We start from the raw sequence: 24,315 nt of genomic DNA, 5'->3' as shown, positions 1-24,315 counted from the left end.
TAGAGAAGGAACTGAAACCTCATGGGTATCCGTAAATACAAGCCGACTACGCCGGGCCGTCGCGGCTCCAGCGTGTCCGATTTCGTTGAGCTGACGCGCTCCACGCCGGAGAAGTCGCTCCTCGTGTCGAAGCCGAAGACCGGTGGCCGTAACAACACCGGCCGTATCACCACCCGTCACATCGGTGGTGGCCACAAGCAGGCCTACCGTCTGATCGACTTCAAGCGCTACGACAAGGACGGCGTGCCGGCCAAGGTCGCTCACATCGAGTACGACCCCAACCGCACCGCCCGCATCGCGCTGCTGCACTACGCCGATGGCGAGAAGCGCTACATCATCGCGCCCGCCGGCCTGAAGCAGGGGACCGTCGTGTCCGCTGGTGAGGGTTCGGACATCAAGCCGGGCAACAACCTGGAACTGCGCCAGATCCCCGTCGGCACCACGGTGCACGCGGTGGAGATGCGCCCCGGCGGCGGCGCCAAGCTCGGCCGCTCCGCCGGCTCGGCGATCCAGCTGGTCGCCCGCGAAGGCAAGTACGCCACGCTGCGTATGCCCTCGGGTGAAATGCGCATGGTCGACGTGCGCTGCCGCGCCACCGTCGGCTCGGTCGGCAACGCCGAACAGTCCAACATCGACTGGGGTAAGGCCGGCCGCAAGCGTTGGAAGGGCGTCCGCCCGACCGTCCGCGGTGTCGTCATGAACCCGGTCGACCACCCGCACGGTGGTGGCGAAGGCCGCACCTCCGGTGGTCGTCACCCCGTGTCGCCGTGGGGTAAGCCTGAGGGCCGCACCCGCGACAAGAACAAGGCGAGCAACCGCCTGATCGTCCGCCGTCGCAAGACCGGTAAGAAGCGCTGATAGGGAGCCTGAAGAAATATGCCACGCAGCCTGAAGAAGGGCCCCTTCGTTGACGACCACCTGCAGAAGAAGGTGGACGTCCAGAACGAAAAGGGCACCAAGAACGTCATCAAGACCTGGTCGCGCCGTTCGATGATCGTCCCCGACATGCTCGGGCACACCATCGCGGTGCACGACGGCCGCAAGCACGTCCCGGTGTTCGTCACCGAGTCGATGATCGGTCACAAGCTGGGCGAGTTCGCTCCCACGCGTACCTTCCGGGGGCACGTGAAGGACGACAAGAAGGCCCGTCGCCGCTGAGGCGCGAGATAAGGAACTGATTCAACAATGAGCAACGAAAACGGCAACAGCCGTCGTCGCGAGAACCTGCTCGGGGATCGTCCTGGCTCGTTCGCCGTCGCACGGCACGTCCGGATGAGCCCCACGAAGGTTCGCCGAGTCGTCGACCTCGTCCGCGGCATGGACGTCAAGGACGCCCTGGTCGCCCTCAAGTTCGCCCCGCAGGCCGCTTCCGAGCCGGTCTACAAGGTTGTGGCTTCGGCCGTGGCCAACGCGGAGTCGGCGGAGGCCCTGCGGTCCGATGACCTGTACATCTCCAAGGCGTTCGTCGACGAGGGTGTCACCCTCCGTCGCATCCGCCCCCGCGCCAAGGGTTCGGCCAGCCGAATCCTGAAGCGTGGCTCGCACATCACCGTCGTCGTCGAACCGAAGGGAGCCTGAGTCATGGGCCAGAAGATCAACCCGCATGGCTTCCGCCTCGGCATCACCACCGACCACAAGTCCCGCTGGTACAGCGACAAGCAGTACTCGGAACTGGTCGGCGAGGACGTCAAGATCCGCGAGTACCTGACCAAGACCCTCGAGCGCGCCGGCATCTCGTCGATCGAGATCGAGCGTCGCTCCGAGCGCGTGACCATCTTCCTGCACGCTGCCCGCCCGGGCATCGTCATCGGCCGTAACGGCGCCGAGGCTGAGAAGACGCGTGCGGAGCTCGAGAAGCTCACCGGCAAGCAGGTCCAGCTGAACATCCTCGAGGTCAAGAACCCCGAGATCGATGCCCAGCTCGTGGCCCAGGGTGTCGCCGAGCAGCTCGGCGCCCGTGTCGCCTTCCGTCGCGCGATGCGTCGTGCCCAGCAGACCGCCATGCGTGCGGGCGCCAAGGGTATCCGCATCAAGTGCTCCGGCCGTCTCGGCGGTGCTGAAATGTCCCGCTCCGAGGGTTACCGCGACGGCCAGGTGCCGCTGCACACCCTCCGCGCCGACATCGACTACGGCTTCTACGAGGCCCGCACCCAGTTCGGTCGCATCGGAGTCAAGGTGTGGATCTACAAGGGCGACGTCGCCGGTACCCGTGCCGAGCGCGCCGCTCAGAAGGCCGCCCGTCAGGCAGCCCCCGCAGGCCGTCAGCAGCGTCCGGGCCGTCGCCCGGCCCGCGGCGAAGGTCGCGGTGACCGTCCCGAGCGCGGCGGACGCCGTCGCGCCGACGCAGCCCAGGCCGAGGCTGCGCCCGCAACCGAGAACGCAGGAGCCTGAGCATGCTGATTCCTCGTCGCGTCAAGTTCCGTAAGCAGCACCACCCCAAGCGGAGCGGTGCAGCCAAGGGCGGCACCAAGCTCGCCTTCGGTGACTACGGCATCCAGGCGCTCGAGCCGGCCTACCTGACCAACCGTCAGATCGAAGCCGCTCGTATCGCCATGACCCGCCACATGAAGCGTGGCGGTAAGGTCTGGATCAACGTGTACCCGGACCGCCCCCTGACCAAGAAGCCGGCCGAAACCCGCATGGGTTCCGGCAAGGGTTCCCCCGAGTGGTGGATCGCCAACATCAAGCCCGGTCGCGTCATCTTCGAGCTGTCCGGTGTCGACGAGCCCGTGGCCCGCGAGGCCATGCGCCTGGCCATCCACAAGCTGCCCTTCAAGGCACGCTTCATCAAGCGCGAAGCAGGTGACATGTAATGAGTAAGTCTCTCGCCGCACACGACCTGCGTGGTCTGTCGCGTGAACAGCTCAACTCGAAGGTTGTTGAGCTCAAGGAGGAACTGTTCGGTCTCCGATTCCAGGCGGCCACCGGCCAGCTGGAGTCGAGCAGCCGGCTGCGCAACGTCCGCAAGGACATCGCCCGCATCTACACCGTGCTGCAGGAGCGTAACCTCGGCATCGTGGACGAGCCCGCTGAGGAGAAGTGAGCATGAGCGAAGCAACCACCCCCGCCACCGAGACCCCCGAGGTCGAGGAGCGTAGCCGTCGCAAGGTGCTCACCGGCATCGTTGCGTCCGACAAGATGGACAAGACCATCGTCGTCGTGATCGAGGACCGGGTCCGTCACCCGCTCTACAACAAGATCATGACCAAGTCGACCCGCGTCAAGGCCCACGACGAGAACAACGAAGCCGGCATCGGCGACCGCGTGCGCGTCATGGAGACCCGCCCGCTGTCGGCCCAGAAGCGCTGGCGTCTCATCGAGATCGTCGAGCGCGCCAAGTAAGGCACCTCACACACGCCAAGAGGCCCGCCCCTTCGGGGGCGGGCCTCTTCGCATGCCCTGGTAGGTCAGCGGCTGCGGGCCTGGAACTTCCAGTTGGTGGGGGCGTTGGGGCCCAGGCGCATGGAGTACACTTCGGCGATCGTCTTGATGACCAGCAGGACGGTGAGTGCCAGCACCGGCAGCGACGGTAGCCATTCGGGCAGTGTGTCCCTCCTGGTGAGGCCCAGGACCATGACGGTCCAGCACGCGATGATCGCCACGTGGAGCATGACGACCCGGCGCATCGCGAAACCGTGGGCCTCGGAGATGCTGGTGGGGCGCTCGCCGCGCGAGTACCAACCCACCACCTCGACGACGTAGCGGATGACCAGCAGGATCAGGGGCGCCCAGAACATCGTCATCGTCAGGTCGAGGCCCGTCATGGAGGCCAGGGCGCCGCTGAAGATGCCGTGCACGAGGCAGAAGAACAGCAGACTGAACGACGTGGATGCCTTTGTGGCGGCCCCGCCGTCGGGCGCGTCGCGGACGCCGGCCATCCGGACGATGGCGACCAGCGTGATGATCACGTTCTCGGCCCAGAGCAGCAGGAAGATGTTGCCGATGGGCCAGCCGAACGCCAGAACCCCCACCAGTTGGACCAGGGAGTTGACGATGGCCAGCCCTGCGGCCGGTAGATATCTGGAGTTCACGGGCCAACCATGCCAGGCGGGAGGTTCAGTCCTTCCGGCTGCTGCCCAGCAGCCCACCCAGTAGGGCGCCGACGATCGAGATCACGATCGACCCCCAGAGCGCCGGCCAGAAGCCGTCCACTTCGAAGCCCAACCCGAGCACACCGGACAACCAGGAGGTGAGCATCAACATCAGTGCGTTGATGACCAGGAGCGCGATGCCGAGGGTCAGCGCGATCAGGCAGGCGCTGAGGCCCTTGACGAGTGGGGCGACCACGCTGTTGACGGCGCCGAACACCAGTGCGACGCCCAAGAGCGTGAGCACCTTGGTGCCGAGATCCGACGAGGTCAGGGAGATGCCGGGCACCAGCCAGACGGCGACAGCCGTGGCCAGGGCGGTGACGATGAGCCTGCCGATGAAATTCATGCCTCCAGCTTGCCACGAACTGAGTTCGTCAGTAACCGGTGGACGGGAGCCCCGGCCGTGGACGGGGCGTTGGAATCGGCTCTGATGTGGGTGTGGGCGTCGGGTGTCGGCTCCGGTGGAGCGGTCAACAGGAGGGTTTGCTCCGCGATTCCCAAGGGGTGGTGGGTGGAGCTGATCAGCGTGCCCCCGTGACGGATCTCTACCGTGGCCTCGGCCGAGTAGCAGCCGGGCTCCACCGGGGTGGACCGGGCCAGGGCGCCCAGGCTCTCGCCTGTCCAGCTTTCGGCGGTGTAGCTGGCGAAGGTGTGGGCGCCGGCCCAGTCAACTGCCTCGCAGGAGCCGTCCTCGCCGGGTGGGACGGGGCCCGCGATGCGGCCTGAGACGAGCACCGCCAGTGGCTTGTCCGAGCCGGGCACCTCCCGGCCGGGCGGAACCCCGGTGAGGGTGAGGGTGTCTTCCACGACGGCCCCGAGTTCTGCCTGCCCCGGAATGCCGTCAGCCGTGAGAACCGTGGTGATCTCGGGCTTGAGGACCACACTGGTCTCCGGGATCTGGGGCCACGCAGGAGGCCCGGGCGGGATCACCGTGGGTTGCTCGTCGAGCGTCTCCACCCACGTGTAGTAGCCCGGCTCCGGGAAGACCAGGGAACTGCTGCGGACTTCGGCGTTACCCTTGGAATCGAAGGTGCCCTTGAAGGTGGCGGTGCCCACCTTCGGCGCCTCGGCGGGTGTGGAGGCCCTCAGGTCCGCCATGCTGGCGAAGGGGCCGTACAGGGTGGTGGTGCCCGTGAACCCGGCACCCGGCCGGCCCTCGCTGAGCGTCACGATGTCCACCGCTGGGCCGCCGGCCTCGGCGATGACGTCGCGCGTGCGGGTGGTGACCGTCGGGTGGTAGATGGCTGGCTTCAACTCCACCGTGACCGTGTCGCGCAGCTTGATCAGGTCAGGCGCGGCGAGGAGCCGCTGCACCGTCGCCGGTTGTGGGATGAACAACTTGGGGCGGGGGCCTGGTAGCCCACGGAACTCCACGGTGAGGGCGCCGCGCACCGTCGTTTCGTCAGGGGTGGGGAGTGTCAGGTGGACGTGGGCCCCGCCGCCCTCGCCTGAGGACGTGGGCGACTGTGTGACCTTGAGGCTGCCGCTGCCCGCCACGCTGAAGGCCCGGTGCGGCACAGCCACCCCCGCGGCGCTGCGCACCGCGACGATCACGTGCCCGGTGGGTGAGGTGCGCGAGGGGCGGACCTGCCAGTTGAACTCCAGCGTGTACGGCCCCGCGTAGAGCCTGGCTTCCTCAGTGAAGCGGTTGAAGTGCGTGAGGGCGGCCGGGTGCGCCTGCACGACTGCCGCCCACCGCTCCGCCTCGCGCGCCTGCTGGACAGCACCGTCAATGGTGCGCAGCCGCACGAAGTGCTCGACGGCCGCTCCGACATCGGCTGGAGGCCTACTGCCCGAAGACATCAGCACCCAGGCGATCTCCGCCAACTCCCGCTCGGTGGCAGCGGTAGGGCCTCCGCCGTGGGCGCCGTGCGTGGCGCGGGTCTGCTTGCGCAGCACGTAATCCGGCGGGGCCTGCACCCAACTGGTTGCCTGGCCCGGGCCGCTGGCCATCAGATCCGCGCAGTACGCTGTGGCCTGATCAACGTGGTAGGCGCCGTACCAGTTGGTGCCGGTGCGGGGGAGGGCCACCATATGGCCGGAACCCACCAGGTGCCCGTCCTGTGGGCGGGCGGAAGCCGGCGTGGTGAACAGGGACAGGGCCAGCAGTGCGATCAGGGCGGTGAGCAGGGGACGCCACCTCATGGTTCCTCCAGGGATCGGTATGTGGGATCATCCATCACTCTGGCCGGTTCGAAGCCCCGGTCACCACGAGTTGACTGCCCTGTGGATAACCCGAGTTGGGTGGGAGTGGGAAACTTGTAGCCGGACGGTGTTTCTCCGATCACGGAAGGGTTGGGCATGCTCGAGCTCAGGAACGTGCGCAAGTCGTACACGACGGGCGACTTCACGCAGGTCGCCCTCGATGACGTGTCGATCGCCTTCCGCGACAATGAGTTCGTGGCCGTCCTCGGCCCTTCGGGGTCCGGGAAGACCACCATGCTCAACCTCATCGGTGGCCTGGACCAGTACGATTCCGGCGACCTCATCATCGACGGGGTCTCCACCGGGCAGTACCGGGACCGCGACTGGGACACCTACCGCAACAACCGCGTCGGTTTCGTCTTCCAGAGCTACAACCTCATCCCGCACCAGACGGTGCTGGCCAATGTCGAGCTCGCGCTGACCCTGGCCGGCGTCTCGCGCGCCGAGCGTCGCCGGCGGGCGCTGGTCGCGCTCGACGAGGTTGGTCTGGGCGACCACGTCCACAAGCGTCCCAATCAGCTCTCCGGAGGTCAGATGCAGCGCGTGGCCATCGCGCGCGCCCTGATCAACGATCCCGAGATCCTGCTGGCCGACGAGCCCACCGGCGCGCTCGATTCCGCCACCAGCGTGCAGATCATGGGCCTGCTGACCGGCATCGCCCGTGACCGCCTCGTGGTGATGGTCACCCACAACCCCGAGTTGGCGGAGGAGTACGCCACCCGCATCGTGCAACTCAGTGACGGGCACATCGTCGAGGACACCCACCCCTTCCACCCCGCAGCCTCGGACCTGGAGGAGGAGGACCGGCCGCGTCGCACGAGCATGGGCTTCCTCACCGCCATCGCGTTGTCGTTCAACAACCTGATGACGAAGAAGGGCCGCACGCTGATGACGTCGTTCGCGGGCAGCATCGGCATCATCGGCATCGCCGCGATCCTCGCGCTCGCCAACGGCGTCAACGGCTACATCAAGAGCATCGAGGAAGACACCCTCTCCCAGTACCCGCTCACCATCCAGTCCCAGAGCTTCGACGTCACGGCCATGCTGGGCAACTCGGGGATGGGGGACAGCGACACGGCCGCGGAGGCGGAGGCGGGCACTGTGCGCGAGGTGCCGCTGATGAACCGGATGTTCTCCAGCGTGGGCACCAACGACCTGGCCACGCTCAAGACCTTTTTGGATGACAACGGTGGCGGCATCGACCAGATGGTCAACGCCGTCGAGTACGGCTACGACCTCACGCCGCACATCTACTCCAGCGACACCTCCGCCGGGCCGCGGCAGGTCAACCCGGACGCGGCGATGGCCGCGCTCGGCTTCCAGCCGGCCGGCTCCAGCGCGATGTCCGCCGGGATGCGCACCAGCGCCTTCGACGAGTTGGTCGGTGACCTCTCACTGGTGCAGGAGCAGTACGACGTGGTGGCCGGGCGCTGGCCCACGAACTACGACGAGACGGTGGTGGTGCTCAGCTCCGCGGGCGGGATCAGCGACATGGCGCTCTATGCCATGGGCCTGCTGGATCCGGCCCAGTTGGACGAGATGATCCGCCAGATGATGGCCGAGGAGGAGATCGAGGCGCCCACCGAGACGCACGACTTCACCTACGACGAGGTCATGGGCGTGACCTTCAAGGTGATCGAAGCCACGGACTACTACGTGCACGACGAGCAGTTCGACGTCTGGACCGACCGCAGCGACGACAGCAGTCACGTGGCAGGGCTGGTTGATGACGGTATCCCGCTGAAGGTCGTGGGCATCGCCCGGCCCGTCGAGAGCGGCACCTCGACGCTGGGCCCCGGCATCTACTACACGCCCGAGTTGACGCACCACCTGATGGAGGCCGCCGCGCAGCAGCCCATCGTGCGCGAGCAGCTGACAGATCCCGCCACCAACGTGTTCACCGGGCGTGGTTTCACGGAGGAGGACGAGCCCGAGGAGTTCGACCTCACCTCGCTGTTCACCATCGACGAGGCGGCGGTGGCGGAGGCCTTCGTCGTCGACGAGTCCCAGCTCCAGCCAGACCTCAGCGGATTGGATCTCGATCTCGACATGTCGTCGATCACCATCGACCAGTCGCGGATGCCCCCGCTCGATCTCAGCGGGCTGGCGGACAGCTTCGGCCCGGCGGCCATGATGCCGGACATCCCGGACCTGGCCGATCTCATCCCGCCCGCGGACGCCCCGACGGTGGAGCTGCCGGAGCTGGACGTGGAGCGGGTCCTCGCCACGGCCCCCACCTTCGTGGAGGCCTACACCGCTTTCGCCGTGGCCAACCAGATCGACCCACTGGACATCGCCTACACGCTGCCGGTGTTCGTCGGCTCTGAGGAGGGTGAGGCCATCATCGTGGCGCTGGCGGAGCAACTGGGGATCGACACCGCCGCCGTCGAGGAACAGATGGAGCGCTACCTCCTCTGGGCCGCCGAGCGCGGACTCGACCCCGAGGACGTCTCCGGCAACGTGCAACTCTTCCTGGCAGAGCAGCAGCGCCAGATGGCGGAGACCGCGATGGCCGCGGCCATGGAGAGCATCGACATCGAGGGCATGCAGCAGCAGTTGGCCAGCGAGCTGCAGGCCGAGCTCGGCTCCTACATGGAGCGCGTGATGCAGGTCTACATGGCCGACGTCGGGCAGCAGCTCACCGCCACCCTCACGTCCCAGTTGGGCACCGCGTTGGAGGACTCCATGGCGGGCATGGCGGAGAATCTCCGCAACGCGATCAGCATCGACCAGGACGCGTTCATGGCCGGGTTCAGGATGAACAAGACCCAGGAGGAGCTCACCCAGCTGCTGATGTCGATGGCCACCACCCGGGCCGCAACCTACGAGGGAAACCTGCGGGCCCTCGGCTATGCGGCGCCGGAGGAGCCGGCGTTGATCAACATCTACCCGATCGATTTCGAGTCGAAGGCGCAGGTGACCCAGCTGCTCGACGACTACAACGAGCGGATGCGCGGTGACGGCAGGGAGGAGCAGGTCATCGCCTACACGGATCTGGTGGGGTCCCTGATGAGCTCGGTGACCGACATCATCAACACCATCAGCTACGTGCTGATCGCCTTCGTGGCCATCTCCCTGGTGGTGTCCTCGATCATGATCGGCGTGATCACCTACATCTCGGTGCTCGAGCGCAAGAAGGAGATCGGCATCCTCCGCGCCGTCGGCGCCAGCAAGCGCGACATCCGCCGCGTGTTCAACGCCGAGACCCTCATCGTCGGCTTCGTCGCCGGCCTGCTGGGCGTCACCATCACCGCGTTGCTGACCATCCCCACCAATGCCATCGTCGAGGCCCGCTTCGACGTGCCGAACGTGGCTGTCCTGCCGTGGCAGGCGGCCGCGATCCTCGTGCTCATCAGCATGGCGCTGACCTCGCTGGCCGGGCTGCTCCCCGCATCGTCCGCGTCGCGGAAGGATCCAGTGGAGGCGCTGCGCAGTGAGTGACTTCCCCTCCGCCCTCAGCGACGCCGTCGGGGGCACCCCGCTCGCGCCGCTCACCAGGCTCTTCCCGCGGCCAGACGTGCGCGTCCTGGCCAAGCTCGAAACCCGGAATCCCACGGGCAGCGCGAAGGACCGCTCGGCGCTCGGCATGGTACGCGACGCCTGGGAGCGCGGCCGGCTGTCGCCGGGCTCGGTGGTGGTGGAGTCCAGCTCCGGCAACCTCGCCATGGCGATGGCCCGGCTGGGCGCGCTCCTCGGTTTCGAGTTCCACTGCGTGGTGGACCCGCGCGCCAACACCCGCACCGTCGCGGCCATCGAGGCCTACGGCGCGCACGTGCACCGCGTCACGGAGCCTGATCCGGACACCGGCGACTTCCTCGTCGCCCGCCTGGCCCTCGTCCGGCGCCTCCTCGATGAGCTGCCGGGGGCGATGTCGTTGGACCAGTACTCCAACACCGCGGCCATCGCGGCCCACGCCGAAGGGACCATGCGCGAGATCGTCGAGGCCATCGGCGCGCCCGAGCGGCTGTACGTCGCGACCAGCACCACCGGCACGATCGGCGGCTGCCTGCGCCTCGTGCGCGACGAGGGGCTCGGCACCCAGGTGGTCGCCGTCGACGCCGAGGGCAGCGTGTTGTTCGGTGGCACCAGGGGCAGGCGGATCCTGTCCGGCTACGGTGCGGGCTTCGTGCCTGCGCTGGCCGCCCACGCCCAGCCCGCCCGCGTGGCACGCATCGACGACCTGACCGCGGTGCTCGCCGCCCGTGCGCTCGTCCGCAGAGAGGGGCTGCTCGTCGGCGCCTCCACCGGCGCGGTCATGGCTGCGGCGCTGTCGGAGTACGCGTCGCTACCCGCCGGCAGCACCGTCGTGGTGATGGTGCACGATGGCGGCATGCCCTACCTCGACACGGTCTACGACGACGACTGGGTCTGCCGCACCTTCGAGTTCACGCCGGAGCAACTCGAACGCGGCGTCGCCGGGTGGACGGGCGGTGGGGCATGAGGGTCGCCATCATCGGTGCGGGACCGCGGGGCCTCTTCGCCGTCGAGCGACTGTGGGCGCACCTGCCGGGGCAGGCAGAGGCCGAGGTGGTGCTCTTCGATCCCCAGCCACCGGGGGTGGGCGCGGCCTACGATCCCGGCCAGCCGGGCCACCTCCGCCTCAACGTCACCTCCTCGATCGTGTCTGCGGCGTGGCCGGGGGAGAACACGGTGCCCGCGCTGGACGCCTGGCGCCGGGCACGCGGCGAGGCTGAACCACTCGATCCCTTCCCTCCCCGCGCACTGGTGGGGGAGTATCTCTCGTGGTTCTGGCGCTGGCTGCAGGAGCACGCGCCCGGTGGCGCCACCGTGAGGCACCGCGCCCAGCGGGTCTTCAGTCTCCGCGCGGGACTGGCGGGCGGGGGGCTGGTCGACGGCGAGCCCTTCGACGAGGTCCTCCTCGCCACCGGGCACGAGCTCACCTGGCCCGGCAAGCTCAGCGGCGACGCCGTGGTGCCTGCGGTGTTCCCCATCGACGTCTGGCTCACCGAGGAGCGCATACCTGCGGGTAGCGCCGTGGCGGTCCGGGGAGCCGCGCTCACGTTCATCGATGCCGCGCTGGCGCTGACCGAGGGTCGCGGCGGCAGGTTCGACGGCGACGGCCGGCTGGTCTACCACCCGTCCGGCCGTGAGCCCCGGGTGATCTGGCCGATCGCAAGGGCCGGTCGCTGGATGGACCCCAAGCCCCAGCCCGGCACCGCGCCCGCGGACGCTCCCGCGGCGGTGCTGGAGGAGGGCAGGCAAGCCGTGCTCGACGCCGCCACTGCGGAGGAGAGCCTGGGCGCCGTCGCGGAGGTGGCGGCCCGGCTCGGCGCGGATTCTGCCCAGATCGCAGAACTGCTCGAGCCCCTCCACGGCGACCCCACCGCTCTGTTGCGCGCCAGGCTCGTCGCGATGCTGGGCGACGGTGACCCGGGCGCCGCCTGGGCCCTCGGCCACGCCTGGCGGGGGCTCTACGACGCATTGCGCAGCCGGTTCGAGGGCACGGGGGAGGGCTTTGCGCCGTTCGCCGACCTGGCCGGCCGCCTGGAGCGCGTCGCGTTCGGCCCACCTCCGGTCAACGCCGCCAAGATCCTCGCGCTGATCGACGCCGGCATCATCGATCCCGCGTCCCTTCAGCAGTCCTCCATCGCGGGCGCGGTGCCCGAGGGGCTGCCCGGAGCGGCCGACGTCGTCGTCGACGCCGTGCTCGCCCCACCCGGCGTGGTGGAGGGATCCCTCGTCGCGGATCTCGTGGAGGCCGGCGTGCTGCACTCACCCCCGGGCCGACGAGGCGTCGCGGTGGGCGACGACGCCAGCTGCCTCGATGCCGAGGGGCGTGCCGTCCGCGCGCTGGCCTGCATCGGCCGGGCCACGGAGGACGTGGTCATCGGCAACGACACCCTCAACCGCGCGCTCCACCCGGCCGTTGACGGCTGGGCCCGGCGCATCGCCAGTATCTCCGAGAAAGGCAGCACCTCATGACCGTGCACGGCCAGCCGCCCCTCACAGGCCGACGGGAGCCCTGGATGGACGAACTCCTGTCCGATCCGCAGGCCGTCACCGGCCTGCTCGAGACCCACGGTTCTCCCGTCAACGTCATCGAGCCGTCCGCGCTGGTGCGCAACGCCGCCGAGCTCGTCGATGCGGGTCGGGAGGCAGGCGTGGACCTGAGGGTGTTCTACGCGCGCAAGGCCAACAAGGCCCACGCGCTGGTGGCCGCGGCCAGGGACGGAGGGCACGGCGTCGACGTGGCCAGCTACGCCGAGCTCAGCCAGGTGCTCGACCTGGGGATGCCGCCAGAGCGGATCATCGTCTCGGCCGCTGTGAAGAATGACGCCCTCCTGCGCCTGGCCGTCGGCTCCGGCGTGACCATCTCCGTCGACCATGTGGCGGAGCTGCACCGCATCGCGGAGCTCTCGGATCACGGGCGCCCCACGCCGGTGGCCCCGAGGCTGGCGCCGGATCCGGCCGGCGGCGTGCCGCCCACCCGCTTCGGCGAGCTGGCCCAGGTCTGGCTCCGGGCGCTGGCCGAGCCGGTGCCCGGGGTGGCTGTCACCGGTCTGCACGTCCACCTCCACGGCTACGCGGTGGCGGACCGGGCCCGCGCGATCGCGGAGGCCACCAACCTGGCCGGGTCCCTGGGGGAGCGCGGGCACGGGCTGAGCTTCCTCGACCTGGGTGGCGGGGTGCCGATGAGCTACCTCGACGACGGCGCCGAGTGGCAGGACTTCTGGGCCGCGATGCGTGAGGATGCGGGCGGGGAATCCCTCACCTGGCGTGACCACCCGCTCACCAACGTCTACCCCTTCCACCAGAGCCCCACCCGGGGAGGCTGGCTGCGCGAACTCCTCGCCGCGAGGCCCGACGGCGGCGCCACCTGCGCAGAACTCCTGCGCGGGATGGGCCTGGCGCTGCATCTGGAGCCGGGCCGCAGCCTCGTCGACGGATGCGGCGTCACGCTGACCCGCGTCGCGTTCGTCAAACAGCGCAGCGACGGCCTGCCCCTGGTCGGGGTGGAGATGAACCGCACCCAGTGCCGCTCCACCTCCGACGACTTCCTCGTCGACCCGGTGTTGGTGCGCACCCAGCCGGAAGGGGAGCCCTATGACGGCTTCCTGGTGGGCGCCTACTGCATCGAGGATGAGATCATCCTGCGCCGCCGCATGCACTTCCCACGCGCTGTGGCGCCCGGGGACGTGCTCGCGTTGATCAACACCGGCGGCTACCTGATGCACATCCTGGAGAGCGCCTCGCATCAGCTTCCGCTGGCGAAGAACGTGGTGTGGCCGCAGCGCGTCCTCGACGCCATCGACGCGGCCCCCGCGATTTCGCTCGCTGGGCGCCACCCGCTAGACTGATCCGGTTGCCTTGGGTCTGTGCCCCTTCGGGGGGACCTTTCCCGGGCTTCGCCATGGCCTCCTCTCCCTCGAGCTGGAGGTTGCCTCCTGGCAAAATCCAGGGGGTTCGTTTCTAGTTTCACAAGGCCTTATGCATGGGAACCGGTGGAGCAAGGAGAAGTAATGATCCAGCAGGAGTCGCGGCTGAAGATCGCCGACAACACTGGTGCGAAGGAAATCCTCTGCATCCGTGTGCTCGGCGGTTCCGGACGTCGCTATGCATTCCTCGGCGACACGATCGTCGCCACCGTCAAGGACGCGATCCCTGGCGGCAACGTCAAGAAGGGCGACGTGGTCAAGGCCGTCGTCGTCCGCACGAAGAAGGAACGCCGTCGTCCCGACGGTTCCTACATCAAGTTCGATGAGAACGCCGCTGTCATCCTCAACGCCAACGGGGAACCCCGCGGCACCCGCATCTTCGGCCCCGTGGCCCGTGAGCTGCGTGACAAGAGGTTCATGCGCATCATCTCGCTCGCCCCGGAGGTGATCTGACATGGCATCGCTCCACGTCAAGAAGGGTGACCGCGTGCGCGTCCTGTCCGGCAAGGACAAGGGCGTCACCTCTGAGGTCATCGCCGTCGATCCGGCCAACCAGCGCGTCACCGTGCAGGGCGTCAACCTCGTGAAGAAGCACCGTCGCGAGTCCCAGACCGCCACCGGCCGCAAGGTTGAAGGCGGCATCATCAACGTCGAGGCCCCCATCCACGTGAGCAACGTCTCGCTCGTGGTGAAGGTCGACGGCGAGGAGGTCGTCACGCGTGTGGGTTACAAGCGCGTCGAGGTCACCAAGCGTCGCCCCGATGGTTCCGAGTACAAGGCCGAGCGCTCCGTGCGCATCGCCCGCAAGACGGGGGAGGAAATCTGATGACCGCCACCGCTGAAACCAAGACCATGCCGCGTCTGAAGTCGAAGTACCGCGAGCAGATCGTGCCCGCGCTCCAGGAGGAGTTCGGCTACGGCAACGTCATGCAGATCCCCGGTCTGGTCAAGATCGTGGTGAACATGGGTGTGGGTGAGGCTGCCCGCGACTCGAAGATCATCGAAGGCGCGCTGCGCGACCTCACTCTGATCACCGGCCAGAAGCCCACCGTCACCAAGGCCCGCAAGTCGATCGCCCAGTTCAAGCTGCGTGAAGGCATGCCGATCGGTGCCCACGTCACCCTCCGCGGTGACCGCATGTGGGAGTTCGCCGACCGCCTGCTGACCCTGGCTCTGCCCCGTATCCGTGACTTCCGTGGCCTCAACGCCAACCAGTTCGACGGCAACGGCAACTACACCTTCGGTCTGTCCGAGCAGGTCATGTTCCTCGAGATCGACCAGGACAAGATCGACCGCGTCCGTGGCATGGACATCACGTTTGTGACGTCGGCCACCAACGATGAAGAGGGCCGCTCGCTGCTCAAGCACCTGGGCTTCCCCTTCAAGGCGAAGGACGACCCGAAGAAGCAGAAGGCCAAGCGCGGACCTGCGTTCTACGCCAAGAAGAAGAAGTGAGTGAGATAAATGGCTAAGACAGCACTCAAGGTCAAGGCGGCCCGCAAGCCCAAGTTCGCGGTCCGCGCCTACACCCGCTGCCAGAAGTGCGGCCGGCCGAAGTCGGTCTACCGCAAGTTCGGTCTGTGCCGTGTCTGCCTGCGCGAGATGGCCCACGCCGGCCAGCTCCCGGGCGTGACCAAGTCGTCCTGGTGACGAGACCCACACTCCACACAACTAACACCAGGTCCGGGAATCCGGAAACCGGTGTGAGAAAGAGGCAATAGTCATGACGATGACTGATCCGATCGCAGACATGCTGACGCGTCTGCGTAACGCCAACCAGGCGTACCAGGACTCCACGTCCATGCCGTCGTCGAAGATCAAGGTGGGTATCGCCGAGATCCTCAAGAAGAACGGTTACATCACAGATTACGAACTCACCGAGGTCGACGGCCAGGTGGGCAAGGTTCTCAAGGTGACGCTGAAGTACGGCGACTCCCGTGAGCGCTCCATCGCGGGGCTCAAGCGCGTGAGCAAGCCGGGCCTCCGCGTCTACGCGAAGTCCACGGAGCTGCCCAAGGTCCTCGGTGGCCTGGGTATCGCCATCATCTCGACGTCGCAGGGTCTGCTGACCGACCGCGACGCCAAGGCCAAGTCCATCGGCGGCGAAGTTCTCGCCTACGTCTGGTGACCGGGCGAAGGAAGAGGAGAAACTGATATGTCGCGTATTGGCAGGATGCCCATCACCATCCCGTCCGGTGTCGACGTCAAGCTCGACGGCCGCCAGGTCGACGTCAAGGGGCCCAAGGGCTCACTGTCGCTGACCGTCGCCGAACCGCTGACGATTGACAAGAACGATGAGGGCCAGCTCGAGGTCGCCCGTCCCAACGACGAGCGCGAATCCCGCTCCCTCCACGGCCTGACCCGCACCCTGGTCAACAACATGATCATCGGTGTGACCGAGGGCTACGAGAAGAAGCTCGAGATCGTCGGCGTGGGTTACCGCGTGATCTCCAAGGGTCCCAAGCAGCTCGAGTTCGCGCTCGGCTTCTCGCACCCGGTGATCATCGATGCCCCCGAAGGCATTGAGTTCGTGGTCGAAACCCCCACGAAGCTCACGATCAAGGGTATCGACAAGCAGGTCGTCGGGGAGACTGCGGCCAACATCCGCAAGCTCCGCAAGCCCGAGCCCTACAAGGGCAAGGGCGTCCGCTACGCGGGCGAGCACGTCCGCCGCAAGGCTGGAAAGGCTGGTAAGTAGTCCATGGCTATTTCGATCAGGACCAACAAGACGCTGGCCGCGAAGAGCGCTTCGCGTGCCCGTCGCCAGCTGCGTGCCCGTAAGAAGATCAGCGGTTCGGCCGAGCGCCCCCGCATGGTCGTGACCCGCTCCGCGCGTCACCTGTTCGTTCAGGTGATCGACGACCGGGCCGGCAAGACGCTCGCTTCGGCCTCCACCATGGAAGCCGATCTGCGCGCCGTCGAGGCGGACAAGTCCGAGAAGGCCCGCAAGGTCGGCTCCCTCATCGCCGAGCGCGCCAAGGCCGCCGGCGTTGAGAACGTCGTGTTCGACCGCGCCGGTAACAAGTACCACGGGCGGATCGCGGCTCTGGCCGATGCCGCCCGCGAGGCCGGTCTCGGCTTCTAACGACGAAAGGATAGGGAAACACGATGAGTGAAACCCAGCAGCGCCGCGGCGCTCACGGGGAGCGTCGTGGCCGTGACGATCGTCGTGGCCAGCAGGCTTCCAAGGAAGAGAACAAGTACCTCGAGAAGGTCGTGGCGATCAACCGTGTCGCCAAGGTCGTCCAGGGCGGTCGTCGCTTCAGCTTCACCGCACTGGTCGTCGTCGGCGACGGCGAGGGCATGGTCGGTGTCGGTTACGGCAAGGCGAAGGAGGTTCCGGCCGCCATCGCCAAGGGCGTTGAAGAGGCCAAGAAGAACTTCTTCCGCGTGCCGCTGATCCAGCGCACCATCCCGCACCCGGTGCAGGGCGAGAAGGCCGGCGGCGTCGTGCTGCTGCGCCCCGCTTCGCCTGGTACCGGTGTCATCGCCGGTGGCTCCGTCCGCGCGGTGCTCGAGTGCGCCGGCGTGCACGACGTGCTCGCCAAGTCGCTCGGCTCGCCGAACGCCATTAACGTCGTCCACTCCACCGTGGTCGCGCTCAAGCAGCTCGAGCAGCCGGAAGACGTGGCCAAGCGCCGCGGCCTGCCGGTTGAGGATGTCGTCCCGGCGGCTCTCCTCCGTGCTGCGCGCGAGACCAAGGAGGAGGTGGCTTCCTGATGGCAGAGCTCAAGATCACGCAGGTCAAGTCTTCGGCCGGCGGTAAGCAGTACCAGCGCGACACGCTGCGTACGCTCGGACTCAAGCGCATCGGTGCTTCGGTGGTGCGGGAGGATCGTCCCGAGGTTATGGGCATGATCCGTACCGTGGCCCACCTGGTCACCGTGGAAGAGGTGAAGTGAAGATGGCGCTCAAACTGCATCATCTGCAGCCCGCCCCCGGCGCCAAGACGGCTAAGACCCGTGTTGGCCGTGGTGAGGGCTCCAAGGGTAAGACCGCGGGTCGCGGCACCAAGGGAACCGGCGCGCGTAAGAATGTGCCCGCGAACTTCGAGGGTGGCCAGATGCCTCTGCACATGCGCCTCCCCAAGCTCAAGGGCTTCAAGAACCCGTTCCGTGTCGAGTACCAGGTCGTCAATGTCGGCCGCCTCGCCGAGCTCTTCCCTGAGGGCGGCGAAGTGGGCGTCGACGAGCTGGTCGCGGCCGGCGCGGTGCGCGCAGGCAAGCTGGTCAAGGTGCTCGGCAACGGTGACGTTGCCGTCGCCCTGAAGGTGTCGGCCCACGCGTTCTCGAACTCCGCCAAGGAGAAGCTCGAGGGCGCCGGCGGCTCCGTGACCGAACTCTGATCGGTCTGACACAACACGATCGCGGGGTGGCTCCGGTATCACCGGGGCCACCCCGTTGTCACCATCACGCTCACTCTCACTGAGAGTCAGTTTCTGCCGGGACGGTCACCTTGATAGGCTGCCCTGGTTGCCGTGTTCCGAAGCACGGCGGATACGTACTTGCTACCTGGAAAGTAGGGTCGGATGATCTCCGCCTTGGCTAACGCGTTGAGGACACCGGATCTTCGCAAGAAGCTCCTGTTCACGCTGGGCATCATTGCCGTGTTCCGTCTGGGATCCTCGATCCCTTCCCCGAACGTCAACATGGCACGCATCGATGAGTGTCTGGCGATCGCCACGGCGGGCCCCTCGGCCGGCATCTACAACATCATCAACCTGTTCTCGGGTGGCGCACTGCTGCAGCTGACGATCTTCGCGCTGGGCATCATGCCCTACATCACCGCATCGATCATCTTCCAGCTGCTCACCGTCGTGATCCCGCGGCTGGAGGCCCTCAAGAAGGAGGGCGCCTCCGGCACCGCCAAGATCACCGAGTACACGCGCTACCTCACCCTGGTGCTCGCCGTGCTCAACGCGACGGCGTTCGTCACCCTCGCCCGCACCGGCCAGCTGCTGCCCGGTTGTGACGGCATCCTCTACTCGCAGGAACTCTTCCCGCTGGTCACCATGGTCATGGTGATGACGGCGGGCACCGGCATCATCATGTGGATGGGTGAGCTGATCACCGAACGCGGCGTCGGCAACGGTATGTCGATTATGATCTTCACCCAGATCATCGCCAGCTTCCCCACGGCGCTGTGGTCCATCAAGCTGTCGCACCCCGGCGCCACGGGCTGGATCCTGTTCTTCCTGGTCATCGCGATCGGCCTGCTCGTCATGCTCGGCATCATCTGGGTGGAGCAGGGTCAGCGCCGCATCCCCGTGCAGTACGCCAAGCGCATGGTCGGTCGTCGCCTGGTGGGCGGCTCCACCACCTACATCCCGCTGAAGGTCAACCAGTCCGGCGTCATCCCCGTGATCTTCGCCTCGTCGATCCTGTACCTGCCGGTGCTGTGGGCGACGTTCCGGCCCGAGAGCGCGGCGTCGCAGTGGATCCAGGCCAACTTCGCCGGCACGGGCATGTTCTCCTGGTCCTACAACGTGGTCCAGTTCATCCTCATCGTGGCGTTCTGCTACTTCTACGTGTCCATCACCTTCAACCCCGAAGACGTCTCGGACAACATGAAGAAGTACGGCGGCTTCATCCCCGGCATCCGCGCCGGCAAGCCCACAGAGCGTTACCTGGCCTACGTGCTGTCGCGCCTGACCGCGCCCGGCTCGCTGTACCTGGCCACCATCGCGCTGATCCCGACGATCGCGTTCATGGCTGTCGGCGCTCAGCAGAACTTCCCGTTCGGCGGCACCTCGATCCTCATCATCGTCGGCGTCGGCCTCGACACGGTCAAGAAGATCGAGTCCCAGCTCCAGCAGCGCAACTACGAGGGCTTCCTGCGGTGAAGCTGCTGATCATGGGGGCCCCCGGTGCCGGCAAAGGCACGCAGGCGACGGCGCTGGCCGAGCGTTACGGGGTACCTGCGATCTCAACCGGCGACATTTTCCGGTTCAACATCAAGAACCAGACGCCGTTGGGGATCAAGGTCAAGGAGATCATCGACGCCGGGGAGTACGTCCCCGACGATGTGACTGAGGAGATCGTCGCCAACCGGCTGGCGGAGCCTGACTGCGAGCCGGGCTTCCTCCTGGACGGCTTCCCGCGCACCATGCACCAGGTGTACTTCCTAGATCGCTACCTGGCAGATCAGGGCACGCAGCTCGACGCCGTCGTCTCGCTGCACGTCGAACCTGAGGCGCTGGTGGAGCGGCTCCTGTCCCGCGCGGCGAAGGAAGGCCGTGCGGACGACAACGCGGACACCATCCGCCGCCGCATGGAGGTCTACGCCGGCCAGACCGCGCCGCTGCTGTTCCACTACGAGTCCAAGGGCCTCCTCGTCGACATCGAGGGCACCGGGACCGTCGATGAGGTGCGCCAGCGGATGTTCGGTCAGCTCGACGACCACATCAAGGCCAAGCCGCAGCGGTGAGCATCGAGATCAAGTCCGCCGACGAACTGCGGCTGATGCGCCGCGCCGGGCTCGTCGTGGCTGAGGGCCTCGATGCCATGATCGCCGCGGTCCGGCCCGGGGCCACCACCGGACAGGTCGACGCCGTCGGCCGTGAGGTGTTGGCAGCGCATGGCGCGCAGTCCTCCTTCCTCGGTTACGGGGCCGACTACGGGGCGCCGTTCCCGGGCGTGGCCTGCATCTCCACCAACAACGAACTGGTCCACGGCATCCCCGGCGAGCGCGTCCTCGAGGAGGGCGACGTGGTCTCCATCGACTTCGGGGCGATCCTGGAGGGCTGGCACGGCGACGCTGCCCGCACCGTCATCGTCGGCGAAGGTTCGCCGCAGGACGAGGCGCTCATCGACGCGACCCGGGAGGCGTTCTGGGCCGGCGCGCGCGCCATGCGCGACGGCGGCCGGGTAGGCGACGTCTCCAAGGCGATCGAGGGCTACGTGAAGTCGCTGCCCGTTCGCTACGGGACGCTGCGTGAATACACCGGGCACGGCATCGGCTCCGAGATGCACATGGAACCGGACGTGCCGAACTGGCACCGCCGCCGCCCCACGCCCAGGCTGGCCGTCGGGATGGCGTTGGCCATCGAACCGATGCTCACCACGGGCACCCATCAGACCCTCGAACTCGACGACGAATGGACCGTCGTCAGCCGCGACGGTTCCAACGGCTCCCACTGGGAGAACACGGTGGCTCTGACGGAGAAGGGCATCTGGGTGCTCACCGAACACGACGGTGGCGCGTCCCGGCTCGGGGATCTGTTCGGCCCGCTGTCCGACTGATCAGCCCTTGCTGCGGCCTATGATGGTTTCCATGCCGCTGCCACCCAGCTCGAAGTACCTCCAGCGTTCAGCCGATCTCGTGGACGAGACGGAGCGCGCCTCCATCACGCAGCGCCTCAACGACGCGTTCGCCGACGGCCGGCTCACCCACGACGAGTACGCCGCGGCCATGGACATCGTCTACGACGCGCGCACGCTGGGGGATCTGGTACCCGTCATGGAGAAGTTGCCCGCGGCGGCCACCAACGTGCCTGCGATCGTGGAGCAGGGCGGCCCGCCAGCCGGGGAGCTCACCCAGTCGCGCAGCCTGGTCCCCGCGGCCGTGATGGTCGGGGCGGTGGGCGTCTCGCTGCTGGCGGCCCTGGCCATCCTGCTGATCCTCATCTTCTGAGGTCGCGGAGTTCGCCGTGCCTGTTGCCTCCTCCCCGCGGGTGCGGCCGCGACGTGCGAAACGCCGGTTCCCGTGGGCGGTGATGACGGCAGCCGGTGCCCTGGCGTTGGCCGCCGGGATCGGGTTCACCGCAATGTCCGGCGGAGCGGATAACCCAGCGAGTCCGCCAGTGGAGACCGTCGCCGCCCCGCCTCCGGAGGCCGGCCCGGGGGAGTGGAGGCTGCCCGAGCGCAGTTGGGCGCCGCTGCCGCTCCCGGACCCCGCCTCTGAGCGCTACGGCGCGCAGGTCGGCGCGCTCTACGCCCAGCCGCCACCGAGTCTGGACGAATGTGCCGCCCCGTCAGTTCCCGACACCGAGGCGCAGTGGGAGGCCGCCGTGCGGGACCAGTGGTACTGCGTGCACCGCGCCTGGGCGCCCACCTTCCAGCGGCTCGGATGGTCCACCACCGCGCCGCCGGTCCACTTCTTCGCAGGTACGGGAGATGACAGCGCGTGCGGCTACCTCGAGGCGCCCGCGTTCTACTGCTCGGCAGGGGAGGGCAGCGTGCACTTCGGGGCCCGGCACTACGCCATGGCGCGCCTGTGGGACCTCTCTGTCAACGAGATGGTCAACCACGAGTACGGCCACCACCTGCAGCACCTCTCCGGCATCACGCAGTCGAAGCTTCGGATGCCGCACACCGCGGAACTGGAGCGGCGTGCGGAGCTTCAGGCCACCTGCTGGTCCGCCGCCATGACCTACCGCAACGCGGCGCTGCGGTTCGGCGAGGCCGAGTACGACGCCTGGGTTCAGAGGCTGGAGACGATGCAGGCCGACGGCGTCCACGGCTCACGCGTGTCGCTGTTCCGCTGGGGACTCCGGGGTCTCTACGCCACCACGATGAACGACTGCAACACCTGGGTCGTCCCGGCGAGCGAGGTCGCCTGAACGTCGGCATCACCACCGCTCGGTACTCGAGCTACCGCGGTTGGAGCCGTGCTCCGGTCCCAGCTGAAGGGTTTCGTACCGTAGTCGGTACCAAACCCTTCACTTGATCCAGCTCGCGGTGGTTCAGGTGTCAGTTCGGCTGCGGTTGCTCTGGTCCCTGAGCATGCCCCCCGCGACGAAGGAGCCGGGCCACGACGAAGGGCGTCCGCAGCGTGACATGACCGTGACCGCAGGCTCAACCAGCGCGAGAGGTGAAGGAGTGGCCGGGGTCGGGGGATGCAAGTGCTTCTCCGGCACCAACCCGTACTCGGGTCCCTAGTTGCCCGGCAACGGCGACCGTCCGGCACGCACCCCGACGCCGAGGGCTCCGGCAACAACATCAGCAACGGTGTCGGCAGTAAGCCCCGACCAGCAGAGGCGTTGAAGCCGAGGTGGGGGATGAAGGACGCGAGTTTCGAGGCCACGCCGGGACGTGGCAGCCGATTGTCGCCGACGATGCGTATGGGTAACACTCGTGTCCTTCTTCCCCCAGTCTCGGCGGAGGACACCCGGATGTGGATCAGGTGTCAGATCGGCTGCGGGGCCCTTCGTCGTGACCGGCTCGTTCCTCGCGGGGCACGCTCAGGAACCGGATGCGGGGCCCTTTGCCGTCCGCTGGCTCGCAAGCTCGCAGGCGGACGCTCAGGGGCCGGCGAAGATGCCGATGAGCGGGTTCCACTCCTCGACGCGGCGCTCGGCGATGAGGCCGACTTCCCAGAACGGGTCGGCGTCGAGGGCCTCGATGACCTCGGCGGCGGATTCCGCCTTGAGGAGCAGCAGGGCGCTGGGCCGCTCGGCCCCGACGTACGGCCCGCTCGCCACGAGGGGGCCAGCGGCGAGCACGCTCAGGAACGCGCGGTGCTGCGGACGGACCCGGTCGAGAGCGGCGGTGTCGTCTGCGTAGGTGTACTGGACTGCGAAATAGGCCATGGCACCACCCTAACGCCGGGTCCACTGGGCCCCGGCGTTTGGTGTGTGGGTCAAGTGGGCGTAAACTTGACGATTGCATGTATCATCCGGCGCGCGCTCAGAGCGCCCGGTGGCGAACAGAAGAGAGTTTATGGCGAAGAAAGAAGGAGCACTCGAACTCGAGGGCACCGTGGTCGAGGCACTTCCCAACGCGATGTTCCGCGTGGAACTGGCCAACGGCCACAAGGTTCTGACCACCATCAGCGGCAAGATGCGCCAGCACTACATCCGCATCCTGCCGTCGGACCGCGTCGTGGTGGAGTTGTCCCCGTACGACCTGACCCGCGGACGCATCGTCTACCGACACAAGTGAGTTCCGCGGCTCAGTGCCGCGCCACGCACGGGCGTCGCCCGGTCCTCCCGGACCGGCGGCGCCTTTCTTGTTGCCCGCAGGCTCACACGACGTTGTCGGGACGGTAGTCGCGCACCGGCTTGGTGGCGACGGTCCAGTCCCTCATCCACTGGGGGATCTCGCCGTTGTGGTCCTCTCCCGACAGCGCGGCCACGTCAGCCGCGTCGACGGTGCCGCCTGTGCGCTTGAGGAAGCGTGCCCGCACCACGGCGTGCGCATAGACCGTCTCGCCGACGCAGAATGTCTGCTCCACATAGACCCAGGGGCCGTCGTAGCCGACGAGGCGGGTGTACAGATCGAACTTCTGGAAGGGCTGAAGCGACTTGCGGTACGTGATCGTCTGTCCCGCCACCACGGGGTACCAACCCCGCTCGGAGATCTTCTGCCACATGCCGGCCCGCAGCAGCCGGCGCCGCTGTTTTGCCTTACGCGACCGCGTCGCGTAATCTTGACCCTCGGTCGACTACGCCCTCGCACGCCTGCGTGCCCGTGGCCGGTCAACTTCCGCTCATCCACCACAAGATTGGGCGCGCCCCTGCGCTCCCAGTCGCCGATTGAAAAGGTTGCTCGAATGAAGGTTCAGCCGAGCGTCAAGAAGATCTGCGACAAGTGCAAGGTCATTCGCCGGCACGGTCGTGTGATGGTGATCTGCGACAACCCGCGCCACAAGCAGCGCCAGGGCTGATCACAGAGCACCGCGGA

33 protein-coding genes are annotated in these 24,315 nt (G+C 67.5%); 28 read left to right on the top strand and 5 right to left on the bottom strand.

Features of this window, described 5'->3' with window-relative positions; translation table 11 throughout:
- Positions 1-21: 21 nt before the first annotated feature.
- Genes rplB through rpsQ form a run of 7 tightly spaced genes read left to right on the top strand, consistent with a single transcriptional unit; the run spans position 22 to position 3,342 of the window.
- Positions 22-858, top strand: a complete 837-nt coding sequence (rplB, locus tag BN1186_RS14750) for a 50S ribosomal protein L2 (RefSeq protein ID WP_040284684.1) — start codon at positions 22-24, stop codon at positions 856-858.
- 18 nt (positions 859-876) lie between these two features.
- Positions 877-1,158: a 30S ribosomal protein S19 gene (gene rpsS / locus BN1186_RS14745; RefSeq protein WP_040284683.1), complete on the top strand. Its 282-nt coding sequence runs from the start codon at positions 877-879 to the stop codon at positions 1,156-1,158.
- A 27-nt stretch (positions 1,159-1,185) separates the two neighbouring features.
- Entirely contained in the window at positions 1,186-1,578 is a 393-nt protein-coding gene (gene rplV / locus BN1186_RS14740; protein WP_052460217.1) for a 50S ribosomal protein L22, read from the top strand.
- Between the two features lie 3 nt (positions 1,579-1,581).
- The gene (gene rpsC / locus BN1186_RS14735) at positions 1,582-2,391 is read left to right on the top strand and encodes a 30S ribosomal protein S3 (RefSeq protein ID WP_040284682.1); all 810 of its coding nucleotides are present in this window, start codon (positions 1,582-1,584) and stop codon (positions 2,389-2,391) included.
- A gap of 2 nt (positions 2,392-2,393) precedes the next feature.
- Positions 2,394-2,813, top strand: a complete 420-nt coding sequence (gene rplP, locus BN1186_RS14730) for a 50S ribosomal protein L16 (RefSeq protein ID WP_040284681.1) — start codon at positions 2,394-2,396, stop codon at positions 2,811-2,813.
- Complete coding sequence (gene rpmC / locus BN1186_RS14725) at positions 2,813-3,043, top strand: 50S ribosomal protein L29 (protein ID WP_040284680.1); 231 nt, start codon at positions 2,813-2,815, stop codon at positions 3,041-3,043. The genes rplP and rpmC overlap by 1 nt, the downstream gene beginning before the upstream one ends.
- Positions 3,044-3,045: 2 nt before the next feature.
- The gene (gene rpsQ, locus BN1186_RS14720) at positions 3,046-3,342 is read left to right on the top strand and encodes a 30S ribosomal protein S17 (RefSeq protein WP_040284679.1); all 297 of its coding nucleotides are present in this window, start codon (positions 3,046-3,048) and stop codon (positions 3,340-3,342) included.
- Positions 3,343-3,407: 65 nt separating this feature from the next.
- On the opposite strand, the gene BN1186_RS14715 is transcribed toward rpsQ, so the two are convergent.
- From BN1186_RS14715 to BN1186_RS14705, 3 genes are read right to left on the bottom strand one after another with little or no spacing between them, the layout of a single operon-like run.
- Positions 3,408-4,031: a DUF6498-containing protein gene (locus BN1186_RS14715; RefSeq protein WP_040284678.1), complete on the bottom strand. Its 624-nt coding sequence runs from the start codon at positions 4,029-4,031 to the stop codon at positions 3,408-3,410.
- 25 nt (positions 4,032-4,056) lie between these two features.
- Positions 4,057-4,437 carry a phage holin family protein gene (locus tag BN1186_RS14710; protein WP_040284677.1) on the bottom strand — a complete coding sequence of 127 codons (381 nt, stop codon included), beginning with the start codon at positions 4,435-4,437 and terminating at the stop codon, positions 4,057-4,059.
- Positions 4,434-6,236 carry a PIN domain-containing protein gene (locus BN1186_RS14705; RefSeq protein WP_040284676.1) on the bottom strand — a complete coding sequence of 601 codons (1,803 nt, stop codon included), beginning with the start codon at positions 6,234-6,236 and terminating at the stop codon, positions 4,434-4,436. Before BN1186_RS14705 ends, BN1186_RS14710 begins: the two co-directional genes overlap by 4 nt.
- Positions 6,237-6,392: 156 nt before the next feature.
- Between BN1186_RS14705 and BN1186_RS14700 the strand changes: the two genes are divergently transcribed.
- The 19 genes from BN1186_RS14700 to BN1186_RS14615 all read left to right on the top strand — a co-directional run bounded on the left by BN1186_RS14700 (position 6,393) and on the right by BN1186_RS14615 (position 22,253).
- Positions 6,393-9,737: an ABC transporter ATP-binding protein/permease gene (locus BN1186_RS14700; RefSeq protein ID WP_040284675.1), complete on the top strand. Its 3,345-nt coding sequence runs from the start codon at positions 6,393-6,395 to the stop codon at positions 9,735-9,737.
- Positions 9,730-10,737, top strand: a complete 1,008-nt coding sequence (locus BN1186_RS14695) for a pyridoxal-phosphate dependent enzyme (protein WP_052460216.1) — start codon at positions 9,730-9,732, stop codon at positions 10,735-10,737. Before BN1186_RS14700 ends, BN1186_RS14695 begins: the two co-directional genes overlap by 8 nt.
- On the top strand, positions 10,734-12,239 hold the full coding sequence (locus BN1186_RS15865) for an FAD/NAD(P)-binding protein (RefSeq protein WP_218975489.1): 1,506 nt from the start codon (positions 10,734-10,736) through the stop codon (positions 12,237-12,239). Before BN1186_RS14695 ends, BN1186_RS15865 begins: the two co-directional genes overlap by 4 nt.
- On the top strand, positions 12,236-13,615 hold the full coding sequence (locus BN1186_RS15860; protein WP_052460215.1) for a type III PLP-dependent enzyme domain-containing protein: 1,380 nt from the start codon (positions 12,236-12,238) through the stop codon (positions 13,613-13,615). The genes BN1186_RS15865 and BN1186_RS15860 overlap by 4 nt, the downstream gene beginning before the upstream one ends.
- Positions 13,616-13,777: 162 nt before the next feature.
- Complete coding sequence (gene rplN / locus BN1186_RS14685; RefSeq protein WP_040284673.1) at positions 13,778-14,146, top strand: 50S ribosomal protein L14; 369 nt, start codon at positions 13,778-13,780, stop codon at positions 14,144-14,146.
- 1 nt (position 14,147) lies between these two features.
- Complete coding sequence (rplX, locus tag BN1186_RS14680; RefSeq protein WP_040284672.1) at positions 14,148-14,519, top strand: 50S ribosomal protein L24; 372 nt, start codon at positions 14,148-14,150, stop codon at positions 14,517-14,519.
- Positions 14,519-15,148, top strand: a complete 630-nt coding sequence (gene rplE / locus BN1186_RS14675) for a 50S ribosomal protein L5 (RefSeq protein WP_040284671.1) — start codon at positions 14,519-14,521, stop codon at positions 15,146-15,148. Before rplX ends, rplE begins: the two co-directional genes overlap by 1 nt.
- A gap of 9 nt (positions 15,149-15,157) precedes the next feature.
- The gene (locus BN1186_RS14670) at positions 15,158-15,343 is read left to right on the top strand and encodes a type Z 30S ribosomal protein S14 (protein ID WP_040284670.1); all 186 of its coding nucleotides are present in this window, start codon (positions 15,158-15,160) and stop codon (positions 15,341-15,343) included.
- A gap of 73 nt (positions 15,344-15,416) precedes the next feature.
- The gene (rpsH, locus tag BN1186_RS14665) at positions 15,417-15,821 is read left to right on the top strand and encodes a 30S ribosomal protein S8 (RefSeq protein ID WP_040284669.1); all 405 of its coding nucleotides are present in this window, start codon (positions 15,417-15,419) and stop codon (positions 15,819-15,821) included.
- 27 nt (positions 15,822-15,848) lie between these two features.
- The gene (gene rplF / locus BN1186_RS14660) at positions 15,849-16,391 is read left to right on the top strand and encodes a 50S ribosomal protein L6 (RefSeq protein ID WP_040284668.1); all 543 of its coding nucleotides are present in this window, start codon (positions 15,849-15,851) and stop codon (positions 16,389-16,391) included.
- Positions 16,392-16,394: 3 nt separating this feature from the next.
- On the top strand, positions 16,395-16,778 hold the full coding sequence (gene rplR, locus BN1186_RS14655; RefSeq protein WP_040284667.1) for a 50S ribosomal protein L18: 384 nt from the start codon (positions 16,395-16,397) through the stop codon (positions 16,776-16,778).
- A gap of 23 nt (positions 16,779-16,801) precedes the next feature.
- Positions 16,802-17,413, top strand: a complete 612-nt coding sequence (gene rpsE, locus BN1186_RS14650) for a 30S ribosomal protein S5 (protein ID WP_040284666.1) — start codon at positions 16,802-16,804, stop codon at positions 17,411-17,413.
- Positions 17,413-17,595, top strand: a complete 183-nt coding sequence (gene rpmD, locus BN1186_RS14645) for a 50S ribosomal protein L30 (RefSeq protein WP_040284665.1) — start codon at positions 17,413-17,415, stop codon at positions 17,593-17,595. Before rpsE ends, rpmD begins: the two co-directional genes overlap by 1 nt.
- A gap of 2 nt (positions 17,596-17,597) precedes the next feature.
- Positions 17,598-18,038, top strand: a complete 441-nt coding sequence (gene rplO / locus BN1186_RS14640; RefSeq protein ID WP_040284961.1) for a 50S ribosomal protein L15 — start codon at positions 17,598-17,600, stop codon at positions 18,036-18,038.
- 183 nt (positions 18,039-18,221) lie between these two features.
- The gene (secY, locus tag BN1186_RS14635; protein ID WP_040284664.1) at positions 18,222-19,535 is read left to right on the top strand and encodes a preprotein translocase subunit SecY; all 1,314 of its coding nucleotides are present in this window, start codon (positions 18,222-18,224) and stop codon (positions 19,533-19,535) included.
- Positions 19,532-20,119 carry an adenylate kinase gene (locus BN1186_RS14630; protein WP_040284663.1) on the top strand — a complete coding sequence of 196 codons (588 nt, stop codon included), beginning with the start codon at positions 19,532-19,534 and terminating at the stop codon, positions 20,117-20,119. The genes secY and BN1186_RS14630 overlap by 4 nt, the downstream gene beginning before the upstream one ends.
- Positions 20,116-20,934 carry a type I methionyl aminopeptidase gene (gene map / locus BN1186_RS14625; RefSeq protein WP_074437050.1) on the top strand — a complete coding sequence of 273 codons (819 nt, stop codon included), beginning with the start codon at positions 20,116-20,118 and terminating at the stop codon, positions 20,932-20,934. Before BN1186_RS14630 ends, map begins: the two co-directional genes overlap by 4 nt.
- Positions 20,935-20,965: 31 nt before the next feature.
- Complete coding sequence (locus BN1186_RS14620) at positions 20,966-21,325, top strand: DUF1707 SHOCT-like domain-containing protein (protein WP_052460214.1); 360 nt, start codon at positions 20,966-20,968, stop codon at positions 21,323-21,325.
- A gap of 169 nt (positions 21,326-21,494) precedes the next feature.
- A complete protein-coding gene (locus BN1186_RS14615; protein WP_040284662.1) occupies positions 21,495-22,253 on the top strand; it encodes a neutral zinc metallopeptidase in 759 nt (252 codons plus the stop codon).
- A 681-nt stretch (positions 22,254-22,934) separates the two neighbouring features.
- Here the strand turns inward: BN1186_RS14615 and BN1186_RS14610 are convergent.
- Complete coding sequence (locus BN1186_RS14610) at positions 22,935-23,222, bottom strand: YciI family protein (RefSeq protein WP_040284661.1); 288 nt, start codon at positions 23,220-23,222, stop codon at positions 22,935-22,937.
- 130 nt (positions 23,223-23,352) lie between these two features.
- On the opposite strand from BN1186_RS14610, the gene infA reads away from it, so the two are divergent.
- Positions 23,353-23,574: a translation initiation factor IF-1 gene (infA, locus tag BN1186_RS14605; protein WP_040284660.1), complete on the top strand. Its 222-nt coding sequence runs from the start codon at positions 23,353-23,355 to the stop codon at positions 23,572-23,574.
- 82 nt (positions 23,575-23,656) lie between these two features.
- On the opposite strand, the gene BN1186_RS14600 is transcribed toward infA, so the two are convergent.
- The gene (locus BN1186_RS14600) at positions 23,657-24,016 is read right to left on the bottom strand and encodes a thioesterase family protein (RefSeq protein ID WP_281278485.1); all 360 of its coding nucleotides are present in this window, start codon (positions 24,014-24,016) and stop codon (positions 23,657-23,659) included.
- Positions 24,017-24,184: 168 nt separating this feature from the next.
- Between BN1186_RS14600 and rpmJ the strand changes: the two genes are divergently transcribed.
- Entirely contained in the window at positions 24,185-24,298 is a 114-nt protein-coding gene (gene rpmJ, locus BN1186_RS14595; RefSeq protein WP_002514836.1) for a 50S ribosomal protein L36, read from the top strand.
- Positions 24,299-24,315: the final 17 nt, after the last annotated feature.

Source organism: Tessaracoccus massiliensis (assembly GCF_000826065.2).
In the GTDB taxonomy this organism is placed as follows: Bacteria; Actinomycetota; Actinomycetes; order Propionibacteriales; family Propionibacteriaceae; genus Arachnia; species Arachnia massiliensis_A.
This window is presented reverse-complemented; position numbering and strand designations above follow the sequence as displayed.

Coding starts and splice junctions, on each gene's coding strand:
- rpsC (WP_040284682.1), top strand. CDS start 1,582: ATGGGCCAGAAGATCAACCCGCATGGCTTCCGCCTCGGCATCACCACC.
- BN1186_RS14705 (WP_040284676.1), bottom strand. CDS start 6,236: ATGAGGTGGCGTCCCCTGCTCACCGCCCTGATCGCACTGCTGGCCCTG.
- rpsS (WP_040284683.1), top strand. CDS start 877: ATGCCACGCAGCCTGAAGAAGGGCCCCTTCGTTGACGACCACCTGCAG.
- rplO (WP_040284961.1), top strand. CDS start 17,598: ATGGCGCTCAAACTGCATCATCTGCAGCCCGCCCCCGGCGCCAAGACG.
- rplR (WP_040284667.1), top strand. CDS start 16,395: ATGGCTATTTCGATCAGGACCAACAAGACGCTGGCCGCGAAGAGCGCT.
- BN1186_RS14710 (WP_040284677.1), bottom strand. CDS start 4,437: ATGAATTTCATCGGCAGGCTCATCGTCACCGCCCTGGCCACGGCTGTC.
- rplN (WP_040284673.1), top strand. CDS start 13,778: ATGATCCAGCAGGAGTCGCGGCTGAAGATCGCCGACAACACTGGTGCG.
- rpmD (WP_040284665.1), top strand. CDS start 17,413: ATGGCAGAGCTCAAGATCACGCAGGTCAAGTCTTCGGCCGGCGGTAAG.
- BN1186_RS15860 (WP_052460215.1), top strand. CDS start 12,236: ATGACCGTGCACGGCCAGCCGCCCCTCACAGGCCGACGGGAGCCCTGG.
- BN1186_RS14700 (WP_040284675.1), top strand. CDS start 6,393: ATGCTCGAGCTCAGGAACGTGCGCAAGTCGTACACGACGGGCGACTTC.
- rpsH (WP_040284669.1), top strand. CDS start 15,417: ATGACGATGACTGATCCGATCGCAGACATGCTGACGCGTCTGCGTAAC.
- rplE (WP_040284671.1), top strand. CDS start 14,519: ATGACCGCCACCGCTGAAACCAAGACCATGCCGCGTCTGAAGTCGAAG.
- rpmJ (WP_002514836.1), top strand. CDS start 24,185: ATGAAGGTTCAGCCGAGCGTCAAGAAGATCTGCGACAAGTGCAAGGTC.
- rplV (WP_052460217.1), top strand. CDS start 1,186: ATGAGCAACGAAAACGGCAACAGCCGTCGTCGCGAGAACCTGCTCGGG.
- rplB (WP_040284684.1), top strand. CDS start 22: ATGGGTATCCGTAAATACAAGCCGACTACGCCGGGCCGTCGCGGCTCC.
- BN1186_RS14610 (WP_040284661.1), bottom strand. CDS start 23,222: ATGGCCTATTTCGCAGTCCAGTACACCTACGCAGACGACACCGCCGCT.
- BN1186_RS15865 (WP_218975489.1), top strand. CDS start 10,734: ATGAGGGTCGCCATCATCGGTGCGGGACCGCGGGGCCTCTTCGCCGTC.
- rpmC (WP_040284680.1), top strand. CDS start 2,813: ATGAGTAAGTCTCTCGCCGCACACGACCTGCGTGGTCTGTCGCGTGAA.
- infA (WP_040284660.1), top strand. CDS start 23,353: ATGGCGAAGAAAGAAGGAGCACTCGAACTCGAGGGCACCGTGGTCGAG.
- rplF (WP_040284668.1), top strand. CDS start 15,849: ATGTCGCGTATTGGCAGGATGCCCATCACCATCCCGTCCGGTGTCGAC.
- rpsE (WP_040284666.1), top strand. CDS start 16,802: ATGAGTGAAACCCAGCAGCGCCGCGGCGCTCACGGGGAGCGTCGTGGC.
- secY (WP_040284664.1), top strand. CDS start 18,222: ATGATCTCCGCCTTGGCTAACGCGTTGAGGACACCGGATCTTCGCAAG.
- rpsQ (WP_040284679.1), top strand. CDS start 3,046: ATGAGCGAAGCAACCACCCCCGCCACCGAGACCCCCGAGGTCGAGGAG.
- BN1186_RS14670 (WP_040284670.1), top strand. CDS start 15,158: ATGGCTAAGACAGCACTCAAGGTCAAGGCGGCCCGCAAGCCCAAGTTC.
- rplP (WP_040284681.1), top strand. CDS start 2,394: ATGCTGATTCCTCGTCGCGTCAAGTTCCGTAAGCAGCACCACCCCAAG.
- rplX (WP_040284672.1), top strand. CDS start 14,148: ATGGCATCGCTCCACGTCAAGAAGGGTGACCGCGTGCGCGTCCTGTCC.
- BN1186_RS14620 (WP_052460214.1), top strand. CDS start 20,966: ATGCCGCTGCCACCCAGCTCGAAGTACCTCCAGCGTTCAGCCGATCTC.